Origin of the sequence: Rhodococcus globerulus NBRC 14531 (assembly GCF_001894805.1) — a bacterium.
Classification (GTDB): domain Bacteria; phylum Actinomycetota; class Actinomycetes; order Mycobacteriales; family Mycobacteriaceae; genus Rhodococcus_F; species Rhodococcus_F globerula.
In genome coordinates, this window is the sequence record NZ_BCWX01000003.1 from 593,178 (window position 1) to 606,801 (window position 13,624).

Sequence of the window (13,624 nt, forward strand, 5' to 3'; positions counted from 1 at the left end):
GAGTATCAAGAATCCCGACCCGAACGAGCGGCAATGTCCATCGTCGGGCCGACTCGGTCGACCAGAGTTGCCATTTCGTACCCGATCTGACCGATATCGCATCCCGCAACGGCCAGCGCGGCCAGGTAGGCGCCGCTGCCGACGCCCATCAGCAGTAGATAACCGTTCTCCATCTCGACAACTGATTGCAGTACCGCTCCGCCGTCGAACAACCGTGACGCACCGGCGGAGAGGCTGGCGAGTCCCGAAGTCACAGCGGCCAATTGGTCAGCTCGATCGAGCGGAAGGTGGGTGCTCGCAGCACTCAACAGTCCGTCGGCCGAGACGATGATCGCGTGGCTCACTCCCGGTACGTCGCGGGCGAAACCCGAAACCAACCAGTCGAGTGAGCGAGGAGTCTCTTGGGCTCCGGCTGAATTCACTGTTCTCCTTCATCGTTGCGCACATTCGCACCACTGGGCGTGGTCGACCCGACAGTATTCTCGGTGCTACGACGCCGTCCGCGACTGACGCCGGACTGGTAGTCGCTCCACCCGCGTCTGACGTTCTCCGGATCCGTGCTCTGGCGGTGAGTGCCCGAGCGCAATGGTGCATTGGTGCCGCCGACAGTGCCGGGAACCAACCTCGCACCACGATCACGGATGGGTAGACCGGAGTCGGCGATTCTGGTGACAGGCAATTCGAACGACGCCCGGGCCGCAAGCCACCCCTGGTCGGCTTCTGTTGTCCAGGCGACTTCACCTGTGGCAGAAGCTGTCCCCGCTGTCGGGTCGACCAGCCACTCGGACACCATGCGGGCGTAGATCGGTGATGCTGCCGGGGGAGCGGAGACGGGCGCATCGGAAGGTTCCGTTGCGCGTGCGCCCGTACGTGGTGGGAAACCGTCGCGCGCTCGAGAGGAGAAGAACGCCGCGGTGTTGGTCGGGGCGGTGGAGTTGAGTCGGTGCCTCGGTGCCGGTTCGGTGATTGGCTCCGGGGCAACAGTTTCCGCCGGAGCGACGAAATGCTCGGCAGGTGATGCACTCGGTTCGGGCGTCGGCGCCGCCGTGACGGGATCGCCGATTCCGGCTGCCCCGCTGGCACCTGGTGTGCGACGCGGCAGCCCGATCGACTCGACAGGGGCGCTGGCGCCGAGTTGCGCGGTCACAGTTGTGGGAGCGCCGCCGACGGGCGTCGGCAGGACGGCCCTTACGGTGTTACCAGGCTGACGCTGCGGAAGTCCCGCAGCGGACGTGGTGGGTGCTTGCGCGCCCATCGAATATGTCTCGGCCACTGTGGGTTCGGGAGCGCGCACGGGCTGAGCCGATAGCGGCGGAGTCTGGACGGGGGCAGCATTCCTGGCCGGAGCACCCTGGTGGGCCGGACTAGTGAACGGTGCAGTCACTGTGTCAGACGGATGCGCTTCGAGCAGTGCCGCTGGCAGGAGGATCGAGGCGGTGATGCCGGCGCGGTCGGGTGCATTGCCGGTGGGCCGCAGTCGAACGGAAATGTTGTGTCGCATACTGATCCGGCTGATGACGAACAGTCCCATGTGCCGGGCAGTGTCCGGCGTCATCTCGCCGCCCGACGCCAGGCGCCCGTTGGCGTCGACAAGATCCGCGGTGGACATTCCCAGTCCCAGGTCGGCGACCTCCACGAGCATGGAACCGTCGTTGGTGCGGGCCGCGTTGATGGTCACGGTCGACTCGGGCGGTGAGTATCGCAGCGCGTTGTCGAGGAGTTCGGCGACAATGTGTACGACGTCTGCGCTGGCTTGCCCGCTGATGACGGCGGACGGAATCTGACCGAGCCCGACGCGAAGGTAGTCCTCGACTCCGGAGACGGAGCCGCGCAGAGCGTCGGCAAGCTGGATCGGCGCGGTTCGACCGCGTCGACTTTCGGTGCCGGACAGGATGAGAAGGTTCTCGCCGTTGCGTCGCATTCGGGCCGCGATGTGGTCGAGGCGGAATAGGTTTTCGAGGCGCTTCGGGTCGTCTTCGTCCTGCTCGAGTTGCTCGATCAGGCCGAGTTGCTGTTCGACGAGGGACTTGTTGCGCCGTGACAGCGTTTCGAACATGTCGTTGACCTGGCGTCGCAGGGTTGCCTGTTCGCCTGCCAGGCTGATGGCCTGCCCGTGCATGTCGTCGACTGCGCGGGCAAGCTGTCCGATTTCCTCGTGAGTGTGGACGGGTACACGGGGGATTTCGAGGTCGCTGATCTTTTCGCCGGAGCGGATTCGTTCGATGGCCTCGGGCAGTCCGCGTCGTGATGCTTGCAGTGCCGCGAACCGGAGACGTCGGATGGGATCGACCAACGAGCGACTGATGATCAACGCGACCACGAGTGCGGCGAGGACAGCGGCGAGAACCAGGGCAGTGTCGCGCAGCGCTGCAGTTCGGGCAGTGTTGGATTCGGCGGTCACGCTGGTGCCGAACTGTTCGACGGCTGCGTCGGTGACCTCGTCGTACTGGTCGCTACTGGTTTGCAGTCCGATATCGACCTGACTGCTGAGCGGGGACGACGACGAGGTGGCGCCGATTTCGGCGATGCGGCTCTGTGCGGACGAACGCAGCGCGTTGACGGCCACTGCGGTCGGTGAGCTGTCCGATTCGTCTGGTGGTAGCACCTTGTCGAGTGCCGCTAGCTCCACGCCGGTGGTGGTGGCAAGCGCGGTGCGTGTTTGTTGATCGAGGCGGCCGGAGCCGAACAGAACGCGCTGATCGGACAATGCCCGACGTGCTTCCCACAGGGACGAGAACTCGCCGCCGCGCTGACGCAGAATGGGGCGCTGGGATGTATTGATGACGTCGGTGAATGCGCTCGAGATGTTGCTGGACACTTCATTGACGAGTGTGACGAGCCGTGCCGGTGCAACTGCGCCCGCTGCCACTTCGTCGACGATGGATGTGCTGTCCTCCAAAGCTCGGGTGACTTTGTCGTTGAGCACGTCGTCGGCCTGGAACGAGCGGCCGGCGGTGACAAGTTCCTGCATCGAATCGTTCACTGCCGTTGTGGCAGTCGTTGTTTCAGTGCCGGAAGAGGATGCGACTGCGAGGTCGTACAGAGCTTCCTCGAGGTGGAGGGCTGCGGGTACTGCGAGCACTCGTTCGGATGAGGAACTGAGCCTGGAGGCCTCGGCCAGTTCGGCCTGGATCCGGAAGGCGCCGAGTACGACGGCGATGAGCATCGGAACGGCAAGGACCGCGACGACCTTCCAACCGAGGCGCCACTCGCCGATCGACCACCAGGAGGTTGCTGTGTGTGCATCGTGTTTCATGCGGACCGCTTCCCCTTCATATTTGCCCCCTCGCCCAGTCCCCCGGATGGGTCACTGCGCGCACTCCTTCGAGCGCACGCAATCGAAGAAAGGTTAGCTGAACGGTAACAGACCGATCTGTGACAGGCTAGGCGTATGCCGGATTCCGGACCTTGGGCCGAAAATGTCCTGTCTGATCAGCTAAAGGACGAATCGGGCAAACGTAGCCAAATGGAAGCTGGATCAGCGAAGTTCGAGAAAGGACGTCAACTCGGCTGCAGCTGCCTGGCCGGCGCGGTTCGCGCCGATCGTCGACGAGGAGGGCCCGTAGCCAACCAGATGCACACGAGGATCGGAAGCCACCTGAGTTGCGAGGCGACCGCTCATCTCGATTCCGCCGCCGGTCCCACGCAGTCGAAGCGGCGCCAGGTGGTCGAGCGAACTCCGAAACCCAGTGCACCACAAGATGACATCGGCATACACGGTTGTGCCGTCGGCCCATCGCACCCCGTCCGGAAGGATCTCCGAGAACATCGGTCGTCGCGTCATCACACCACGTTCGCGTGCCGCACGAATGGCAGGCGTCACCGGAAGGCCGGTGACCGACACGACCGACCCTGGCGGCAAACCGCGTCGTACTCGGTCCTCGACCATGGCGACGGCATCCCGACCGATCTCCGGGGAAAACGGTTCGCCGCGGAACTCCGGTTCGCGACGCGTCACCCACGTGGTGGTCGTTACCTGTGAAATCTCGTCGAGCAATTGCACCGCGGAGATGCCACCACCGACAACAACAACATGTTTGCCCGCGAACTCGTTGGCCGAGTAGTAGTCCTTGGTGTGTAATTGGCGCCCACGGAACGACGCGGCACCACGGTAGTAAGGAATGAACGGGCGCTCCCAGGTTCCGGTCGCATTGATCAGCCCGCGGGCCGCGTAGACGCCGTGGTCGGTCTCGATCCGTAGACGTTCCTGCCTCGGACACACCACTCGCGTATGGACGGGTCGGTGGACGGGCAGTTCGAATTGCTTCTCGTACAACTCGAAGTAATGGGGTACCGCAACCGACGCCGGTACCTGCTCGGCGTCGGTTCCCGTTGTTTCCGCGAACGACATACCCGGGAGATCGTGAACTCCGTTGACGGTGCTCAAGGTCAGGCTCGGCCACCGAAACTGCCAGGCACCGCCGGGACCGGCTGCGTGATCGAGCACGACAAATCCCGATTCGGGTAGAACAGAGAACTTGCGGAGGTAGTACGCCGCGGACAATCCGGCCTGGCCGGCGCCGATCACCACGATGTCGACATCGACGCTCTCGCTGCGTCCCTCGTCACTATCGTTCGTACTCATCGGTAATCTAACCTCCTGATGCGCAGAACTCTGCGGTGAGAGAACTACGTGGTCGGCAAACTGCATTCGGATCAACCCTTGCGCACGAGCCTTCCAGAAAAGAAAGTGAGCGGACATGATCGGGACTTCCCGTGACGGCAATGTCGTGACCATCGAATTGCAGCGTCACGAGCGTCGCAACGCGCTCAGTGCGGAACTCTGCATCGCGATCAAGGACGCAGTGACTGCCGCCGTCGCCGATCGCGCTCACGTCATCGTGATCACCGGCCAGGGGTCCGCATTCTGCGCCGGTGCCGACCTGTCCGGTGACGTGTACATGGAAGGCTTCACCGACCGACTTTTCGAGATGCTCCGCTCGATCGACACGGCGCCGATCCCGGTGATCGCCGCGGTCAACGGTCCGGCCATCGGTGCAGGCACGCAGCTGGCCATTGCCTCCGACCTGCGCGTTGTCGCCCCGGCTGCGCGGTTCGGCATTCCAGCGGCGACGCTGGGTGTGTCTGTCGACAAATGGACGATGCGACGGTTGGCGTCACTCGTCGGCGGTGGCCCCGCTCGCACCGTTCTCCTCGGCATCGAGCAGATCGGCGCCGAAGAAGCATTCAACCGCGGACTTGCCAACAAGATCGGCACCCTCGACGACGCCCAGGAATGGGCGCACCGCATCGCCAACCTCGCACCACTGTCCTTGCGTCATATGAAGATGGTCCTCAACGACGACGGAACGATGGAAGAACAGTCGCCCGAGCAACTCGACGCACTGCACGCCGCGTGGCTCAGTGACGACGTGCAGGAAGCCCGCGCCGCCCGCATCGAAAACCGCGCACCGGTCTTTAAGGGCAAATAGTCGCTAGTCTGGGCCCAATGAAGACGACGACGCTTCTCGGTGCTGCCGCGATCACCGCGGCAGCAGGATGGATAGCCCGCGCCGCATGGGGAATCCCGACGCAGATCGGGGCGTCGCGCAATGCGGTGCAACCCTATGCGGCGATGTCACCGCGATATCGGAATCGTCAGTTCCACAATTCGGACCCCAGCAGCGTGCTCGTGCCGGGCACCGATGCCGGGATGGCAAAGTCGTTGCTCACCCGCGGTTCGACGGGTCGGCCTCGCGCGCCCATCCCGTTGGCGACGCCGCTCGCACCGGCTCAGGCCGGGGGAGCAGCTGTCACGTGGTACGGGCATTCGAGTGTCCTCGTCGAGGTCGATGGCTACCGGGTGCTAGCCGACCCCGTGTGGAGTGAGCGTGTATCACCTTCTGCCACAGTCGGTCCCGCGCGTATGCATGCCGCTCCGGTGGCGTTGGCGGACGTCCCGAGCGTGGATGCGATTGTCATCTCCCACGATCATTACGACCACCTCGACATGGAGACGGTCAAGACTCTGACCCGCACCCAGGCGGCGCCCTTTGTGGTGCCGATCGGGATCGGCGCGCATCTGCGGCATTGGAAGGTGCCGGAGAACCGCATCGTCGAATTGGACTGGGACGAGTCGACGACTATCGGTGACCTGGTGCTTACCTGCACCGAAGCTCGACACTTTTCCGGGCGAGGTCTGGTCCGCAACGCGACCCAGTGGGCATCGTGGGTGTTTGCCGGGCCGAAGCATCGGGTGTTCTTCGGAGGGGACAGCGGATACACACCGCGGTTCGTGGAACTCGGCACCACGTACGGGCCTTTCGACCTGACCCTCCTTCCTGTCGGCGCGTACGACGTGCGGTGGCCGGATATCCACATGAACCCGGAAGAAGCGGTTCAGACCCACGCGGATCTCAACTGCGGCGACCCCACGCGCGGGGTGTTTGTTCCGATTCACTGGGCTACGTTCAATCTGGCGTTCCACTCGTGGTCCGAGCCGATCATCCGGTTGACCGAAGCTGCCGCCGATGTCGGCACGACGGTGGCGGTGCCGATGCCGGGTGGACGGATCGATGCGCTGTCCGCGCAACCGCCGACAAAATGGTGGATTCCCCTGGGGTAACCGATCGACTCGAGGCGGCGATCGGAGTCGGACCCGGTTTTGTCTCGGCGAGTGCGTAATCTTTGACCATGGCTCACGAGCACATCGGTTCAGAAGGCACGGCGACCTCGATCGCGACGGACGGTGACGGGGATGCCGTCGACGTTGTCCGGGGCCTGACCGCAGATCAAGTTGCGTCGCGGATCGCGTCGGGGCAGACCAACGACGTACCCGATCGGGCGTCTCGTTCGGTCAAGGACATCGTTCGCGGCAATGTGTTCACGAGGATCAACGCGATCCTGCTGGTGCTGCTGGTGATTGTTCTGGCAACCGGCTCCGTGATCGACGGAATGTTCGGACTGTTGATCATCGCGAACAGCGGTATCGGCATCATTCAGGAGATCCGCGCCAAGAAAACGCTGGACGCCTTGGCGATCGTCAGTCAAGCGAAGCCCATGGTCCGGCGTGACGGTATTGCTGTTGCGTTGGCCCCCAAAGATGTTGTGCTCGATGACATTATCGAACTGGGTTCGGGCGATCAGATTGTCGTCGACGGCGAAGTGGTGTCGTCGTCGGCGCTCGAAGTGGACGAGTCGTTGCTCACCGGCGAAGCCGATCCGGTACACAAGAGCGTCGGTGAGTCGATACTCTCGGGCGGTTTTGTCGCCGCAGGCAGCGGCGCGTATCGCGCCACCAAGGTCGGCGGCGACGCATATGCCGCGAAGCTCGCAGAAGAGGCCAGTAAGTTCACGCTCGTTCATTCGGAACTGCGGAGCGGCATCGACCGCATTCTGAAATTCATCACGTACCTGATGATTCCGGCTGGTGCGCTGATCATCTACAACCAGCTGTTCTCGAGCGGTGAGTCCCTCGGTCCGGCTCTGAACGGCATGGTCGCGGCCCTCGTTCCGATGGTCCCCGAGGGCCTGGTGCTCATGACGTCCATCGCTTTTGCCGTCGGCGTCATTCGATTGGGCAAGCGGCAGTGCCTCGTTCAGGAATTGCCCGCGATCGAGGGGCTCGCTCGCGTCGACGTCGTGTGTGCAGACAAGACGGGAACCCTGACCGAGAACGGTATGCGGCTATCGGAGTTGAAACTCGCCGACGGGTCTGCCGACGAGTCGGTGATCAAGGCCGCGCTCGCCGCGATGGCTGCGTCCGACCCTCGGCCGAACGCCAGTGTTCTGGCGATCCGTGAGTCCCTGACCGACGACGCAGGCTGGGGTGAAGCTACATCGGTGGCACCGTTCTCATCTGCGAAGAAGTGGAGCGGGCAGTCGTACGGCGTCCACGGCAACTGGGTGCTCGGTGCTCCGGACGTGCTGCTCGATCCGTCGTCGGAGATGGCCCGTCTGGCAGAAGAAGTCGGTTCAAGCGGACTTCGTGTTCTCATGTTGGGCAGCAGCAACCTGCCGGTCGACGACGGCGACGCTCCGGGCGTCGTGACACCGGAAGCCTTGGTTGTCCTGGAGCAGAAAGTTCGCCCGGACGCGCAGGAAACGTTGGAGTACTTCGCAAGTCAACGGGTAGCCGTCAAGGTCATCTCCGGTGACAATGCCGTGTCCGTCGGTGCAGTGGCAGGTTCGCTCGGACTCGAAGGCGGCGATCGACCGATCGATGCGCGTGAGCTTCCGAGCGATCAGGAGAAACTGGCCGATGTACTTGACGGCGCAACCACCTTCGGACGCGTTCGCCCGGATCAGAAGCGAGAGATGGTTGCGGCCTTGCAGTCTCGCGGCCACACCGTCGCGATGACCGGCGACGGGGTCAACGACGTCCTGGCCCTCAAGGACGCCGACATCGGAGTCTCGATGGGATCCGGCAGTCCCGCGACGCGCGCTGTCGCTCAGATCGTGCTGTTGGACAACAAGTTCGCGACGTTACCGTACGTGGTGGCCGAAGGCCGTCGAGTGATCGGCAATATCGAACGTGTCTCCAACCTGTTCCTGACCAAGACCGTGTACTCGGTGGTTCTCGCGTTCCTGATCGGAATCACCGGTGTGCTGTCGAAGATGCTCGACTTCGAACCGCTGTCGTACCCGTTCCTGCCGCGCCACGTCACCATCGCGGCCTGGTTCACGATCGGTATCCCCGCGTTCATTCTTTCGCTGGCACCGAACAACGAACGGGCCCGTTCCGGCTTCGTGCCACGTGTGATGCGACTGGCTTTGCCGTCGGGAATCATCATCGGCGTCACCACCTTCATCGCGTACGTGCTCGCGCACCGTAATCACGATCTGACACCTGAGCAGGAAGGCACCACTGCTCTGATCACGTTGATCATGATCGCGCTGTGGGTACTGGCCGTCGTTGCGCGACCGTACGTGTGGTGGAAGTTGGTGCTGATCGGTGGTTCAGTCGCCGGCTACCTGATCTTGTTCGCGTTGCCGTTCACCCGTGAGTTCTTCAAGTTGGATCCGAGCAATGTGGCAGCAACTACACTCGCGATCACTCTCGGTGCGGTAGGCGTCGTATTGGTGGAGGTGTCCTGGTGGGTCAGTGCCCGGTTGCACGGTGAGAAGCGAAAGCTGTTCACCACGCCGGACGATCTGCCCGGGGAACACCATCACGCGGAGGCGCAGAGGTAGTTTCCAGCCCCCCACCTTGATGGCGCCACATCGTTCGACCTGTGAGAATCTATGTGTGTGCGGAGGTTCTACTTTCCGCAGCAGGATGTGCATGAGCACCGGGAGAGGACACAAAATGGGTTTCTTGGACAACGTCAAGGGTCTGGTCGAGAAAGGCCAGGAACTTGCCTCGGAGAACTCCGACAAGGTTCACGACGCAATCGACAAGGTCGCCGACATCGCCGATAACAAGACCGGCGGAAAGTACGGCGATCAGATCGACAAGGCAGCCGAGGCTGCCAAGAAGGCTGTTCCCGAAAAGGAGTAGCCCGCCAGCAATCAGGAGCCCACACCTCGACGAGGTTGTGGGCTCCTGTGCGTCCGCTGGGTGACTTGTCAGTCTGGGCGGGCACAATGAACGGGTGAACTTCACCTGGATTCTGCTGGTCGTCATCGCCGCCATCGCAGTGACAGGGCTGGCGAACCGCCGAAATCTTCAGGCGCCTCTGGTTCTGGTAGCTGTGGGTTCGGTCGCGTCGTTCATCCCGGGAATGCCTCGGCCCGAACTCGATCCACACGTCATTCTGGGTGTAGTACTTCCGCCGTTGCTCTATTCGGCTGCGCTGAAATTCTCGGTGGCGACGTTCAAACGCAACCTCGCGGCGATCTTGCGTCTGGGTGTCGGGATGGTCCTCGTGACGGCCTTCGTGGTCGCCTTCTTCGCCGAATGGCTGGTTCCGGAATTCACGATCGGTGCGGCACTGGTGCTCGGCGCGGTGATCGCACCCACCGACGCGGTCAGCGCCGTGGCAGTGGGACAGAAACTCGGATTGCCCAAGCGCGTCATCGCAATTCTCACCGGTGAGGGTCTGGTCAACGACGCTACTGCGTTGACGTTGTTCACCGTCGCCGTCGCCGCGGTGACAGGTACTCGGATCGCCACGGATTCGCCGTTGCTGTTCTTCGCCTACGAAGTGGTCGGCGGAGTAGCAATCGGCCTGGTTCTTGCATTCATCGTGAAATTCGTGCGCGCTCGGATGTACGATTCGCCGCTCGAAACGGGTTTGGGCCTGGTACTTCCGTTTGCCGCGTATCTAGCCGCGGAAGAACTCCATGCGTCGGGTGTTCTCGCGGTTGTGGTCGCGGGCTTGGTGATCGGGCACTATTCGACGGATGCCTCGATCATGACGAGGCTGCAGGAACGGTCCGTCTGGTCGAGCCTCGACACGCTACTCGAGATGTTCGTCTTCGCCTATATGGGCCTGCAGTTGAGCTTCGTGATCGACGATGTCGTCAACGACGGTCTTCCGGCGGTCAACGTAATCCTGTACGGGCTCGCGGTGTTGGCGGTGGTCATCGTGATCCGGCCGCTGTGGTTGTTCCTGAGCTACTCCCGGGTGCGATTCGGAATAACGTTGCGCCGTGGGCAGCGTCAGAAACAGTTGACGTGGAAACAGAACGTAGTCGTGTCCTGGGCCGGGATGCGCGGCGTGGTCACTCTTGCCGCGGCCGGCGGTATTCCGTTTGCACTCTCCTCCGGTGAACCGTTTCCCGGCCGCGGTGTCATCCAGGCGATCGCCTTCATCGTTGCGGTGGGAACGCTGCTCCTGCAAGGTTCCACACTGCCGTTCCTGATCCGCAGACTGGACGTTGCCGATCCCTACGAACAGTTGCGCACGCAGGAGCAAATGGAGTTGGCGCGCACCATCTCTCGTCAAGCCGGTGAGAAAGCGCTGGCCGACGTGGTGGCCAGTCCACCGCCAGGCGTCGCCGGCGCCGAACTTCAGGCAATCATCGAACGCGTGCGACGCTCGATGCAGGCCAGACTCCAAGTGCAGGAGACGGACGAGAACAACGATCGCGACACGGCGATGTGGAATGCGGGCGCATTGTTCGACAAGTTTCGGCATCAGTCGTTGCGTACACAGCGCATGGCGTTGATTGCCGCGAGGGACGACGGCGATCTCGACGACGAGGTATTGCGTACCGTGTTGGAGAGTCTTGATCTCGAAGAGGCTGCAGCTGAGGAACGGGTACGGCGCCGCCGCGCTCGCGCGGCGGCCGGAGGGGATGGCACAGCATGAGTGCACGACTGCGGCACGTGATCTGGGGGACGCTCGCGGCGAGTGCCCTTGTGGTGAGTTCGGCCTGTGGATCTGCAGGAACCGAGGAGACAGCGGGAACGCAGACGCAGTCCACCACATCTGTCGCGCAGGCTCTGCCCGCCCCGGTGAGCGCAGCACGCGGCGTTGTCTTCGAGGACCAACCGTTTGCGGCAACCGCTGCCGCCGGAGCGAGCGCCCGGAAGATTCTGTACGGCTCCACATCCGGCGTCGACGGTCGCGAAACACAGGTGTCGGGAACGGTATTCACCCCACCCGGAACTCCTCCCGAAGGTGGCTGGCCCATCGTCTCCGTCGGCCACGGCACCACGGGAATCTCGGACGATTGTGCACCGTCAACGTCGCCGACGCTCCTCGGAGCGATGGGGCTGGTGGAGCCGCTGCTGAACGCGGGTTACGTTGTTGCCGTCTCGGATTTCGAGGGGCTCGGGACTCCTGATCCGCACCCGTACCTGCAACCGGATACCGCCGCCTACAACGTGATCGACGCGGTGCGCGCGGCACGCAACATAGTCCCGGACACGTCGGACAGGTGGGCCACGTTGGGACTCTCGCAAGGTGGTCAGGCGTCGTGGGCAGCTGCGGAGAAGGCAGGCGAATACGGGGACGGGCTCGAATTTGTCGGTGCGGCAAATCTTTCGCCCGCGGCCGACATCTCGCCGATCATCACCAGTGGGGCGGATGTGAATCTGTCACTGCCCCAACAATTGTTGCTGCCGTACGTTCTCGAGGGTCTGTCGCTGTCCCATCCGGATCTCGAGCGTGACGACTACGTACACGGAGCGTTTGCGGAGAATTACGAACTGCTGTCGTCGTGCCTCACGGCCAGGGCGCCCGAGAAGTTGTCGTTGGTGGGGAAGGTGACGCCGGCCGATACGCGCCCGGCTACTGACGCCGATGCCGATCGAATTCACGGCTGGCTGAGCGACATCGCGCTGCCGCGTGGGCAAGCGAGCGGCCCGATGTATGTGGTGGTCGGGGCAAACGACAACCTGATTCTCCCCGAGTGGACCGAGGCAGCGGTGGCCCGGGCTTGTTCGGACGGCGACGTGATCGAGTTCGTGTCGCGGCCGGGGGAGGGGCATGCTGACGGCCGGGCCGTTCCCGGGGCCGTTCAATGGATTCAGGATCGTTTCAGCGGCGTACCTGCGCCCACTACCTGCGGGGCCTAGATGAGTCCGACGGTCGCGGTCCTGTTTGCCTGCGTGGTTGCCCTTCTCAGCGCGGCTCTGGCGGCGGTCTGGATGCGGACCAGACGCGAGGTCACCTCACCCACCGAACGAGCGGTGCACACGGCGCTGCATACGGCCTCCCTTGCTGCGCGGCCACTTCGGCGCGGACTCGACAGTGAATCGGCTGCCGAAGCGGCACCTCACTTGCGTGAATTGACCGGCGCTCGAGGTTTGGGCATCACCGACGCGGCGGGAGTTGTGCTGGCGTGGAACGGGCCGCACGAATCGATGGCCGAACAATTCCACGATGCGGCACTGCGGGCGATAGAAGGTGAGCGCCGAGTACTCGTGACCCATTCGGACCTGGTGAGGGGCAGTGACGATCACGCGGTGCGGGCCTTGATCGCCCAGCCGCTTCTCATCGAGGACAGCGGCGTTGTCGGGGTATTGGGGATCGTGACGACGGAGGACCCATGGCCCGGCATGCTCGGCGCGATCACGGAGGTCGCGCGCTACGCGTGCAGCCAAATCGAACTTGCGGATCTCGATGCGTCGCGGGCGCGTCTCGACCGAGCGGAAGTGCGGGCACTGCGCGCGCAGATCAGCCCCCATTTCATCTACAACGCACTCAATACCGTGGCGTCGTTCGTTCGTACCGATCCGGCGCGGGCGCGTGAGCTGATCCTCGAGTTCGCCGATTTCACGCGCTACTCGTTCCGCTCGGCAGGCGAGTTCACCCTGCTTGCCGACGAACTGCGCAATATCGATCGCTACCTGACTCTCGAGCGGGCCAGGTTCGGTGATGCGCTCGACGTGCGACTGCAGGTGGCGCCCGAAGTGCTCAACGTGGTCCTGCCGTTCCTGGCGCTGCAACCACTGGTGGAGAATGCTGTCCGGCACGGTATCTCCGGCAAACCGGAGGGCGGCACCATCAGCATCGTGGCGGCAGACGAAGGCCCGGACTGCGTCATCAGCGTCGAGGACGACGGCGTCGGTATGGACCCGGACATGCTGCGGTTCGGTTCCCTCGACGCCATCGAATCCGGGGCCGGCCGCCCCAGCGCCCGGGAGGCCGCGCACGTGGGTCTGGCCAACGTCGACGATCGCCTGCGTGCGGCGTTCGGCAACGATTACGGCCTGGTGGTGGAGACCGCGCCGGGAGCCGGAACCAAGGTCAGCATGCGCGTGCCCAAGTTCAAGCAGGGCATTCGGGTGTGA

General features: G+C 63.4%; 10 protein-coding genes. 7 read left to right on the plus strand and 3 right to left on the minus strand.

Annotation, left to right across the window (positions count from 1 at the left end; all coding sequences use genetic code 11):
• Positions 1–5: 5 nt before the first annotated feature.
• From RG2_RS18045 to RG2_RS18055, 3 genes are all read right to left on the minus strand, one after another.
• The gene (locus RG2_RS18045; protein ID WP_033234144.1) at positions 6–422 is read right to left on the minus strand and encodes a roadblock/LC7 domain-containing protein; all 417 of its coding nucleotides are present in this window, start codon (positions 420–422) and stop codon (positions 6–8) included.
• Positions 419–3,256, minus strand: a complete 2,838-nt coding sequence (locus RG2_RS18050) for an ATP-binding protein (protein WP_033234145.1) — start codon at positions 3,254–3,256, stop codon at positions 419–421. The genes RG2_RS18045 and RG2_RS18050 overlap by 4 nt, the downstream gene beginning before the upstream one ends.
• Positions 3,257–3,478: 222 nt before the next feature.
• Complete coding sequence (locus RG2_RS18055) at positions 3,479–4,585, minus strand: NAD(P)-binding domain-containing protein (protein WP_033234376.1); 1,107 nt, start codon at positions 4,583–4,585, stop codon at positions 3,479–3,481.
• Between the two features lie 115 nt (positions 4,586–4,700).
• Here RG2_RS18055 and RG2_RS18060 point away from each other — a divergent pair, with 115 nt between their 5' ends.
• The 7 genes from RG2_RS18060 to RG2_RS18090 all read left to right on the plus strand — a co-directional run bounded on the left by RG2_RS18060 (position 4,701) and on the right by RG2_RS18090 (position 13,624).
• Entirely contained in the window at positions 4,701–5,432 is a 732-nt protein-coding gene (locus RG2_RS18060) for an enoyl-CoA hydratase (protein ID WP_033234146.1), read from the plus strand.
• Positions 5,433–5,449: 17 nt separating this feature from the next.
• Positions 5,450–6,565 (plus strand): MBL fold metallo-hydrolase, encoded by a 1,116-nt coding sequence (locus tag RG2_RS18065; RefSeq protein WP_033234147.1) that lies wholly within the window; start codon positions 5,450–5,452, stop codon positions 6,563–6,565.
• Between the two features lie 68 nt (positions 6,566–6,633).
• Positions 6,634–9,132 carry an HAD-IC family P-type ATPase gene (locus RG2_RS18070; protein WP_033234148.1) on the plus strand — a complete coding sequence of 833 codons (2,499 nt, stop codon included), beginning with the start codon at positions 6,634–6,636 and terminating at the stop codon, positions 9,130–9,132.
• A 115-nt stretch (positions 9,133–9,247) separates the two neighbouring features.
• Positions 9,248–9,439 carry an antitoxin gene (locus RG2_RS18075; protein ID WP_033234149.1) on the plus strand — a complete coding sequence of 64 codons (192 nt, stop codon included), beginning with the start codon at positions 9,248–9,250 and terminating at the stop codon, positions 9,437–9,439.
• Positions 9,440–9,533: 94 nt separating this feature from the next.
• Positions 9,534–11,195, plus strand: coding sequence for a Na+/H+ antiporter (locus RG2_RS18080; protein ID WP_033234150.1), 1,662 nt, complete (start codon positions 9,534–9,536; stop codon positions 11,193–11,195).
• Positions 11,192–12,406 (plus strand): lipase family protein, encoded by a 1,215-nt coding sequence (locus RG2_RS18085; RefSeq protein ID WP_033234151.1) that lies wholly within the window; start codon positions 11,192–11,194, stop codon positions 12,404–12,406. Before RG2_RS18080 ends, RG2_RS18085 begins: the two co-directional genes overlap by 4 nt.
• The gene (locus tag RG2_RS18090; RefSeq protein ID WP_033234152.1) at positions 12,407–13,624 is read left to right on the plus strand and encodes a sensor histidine kinase; all 1,218 of its coding nucleotides are present in this window, start codon (positions 12,407–12,409) and stop codon (positions 13,622–13,624) included. It abuts the gene before it with no gap.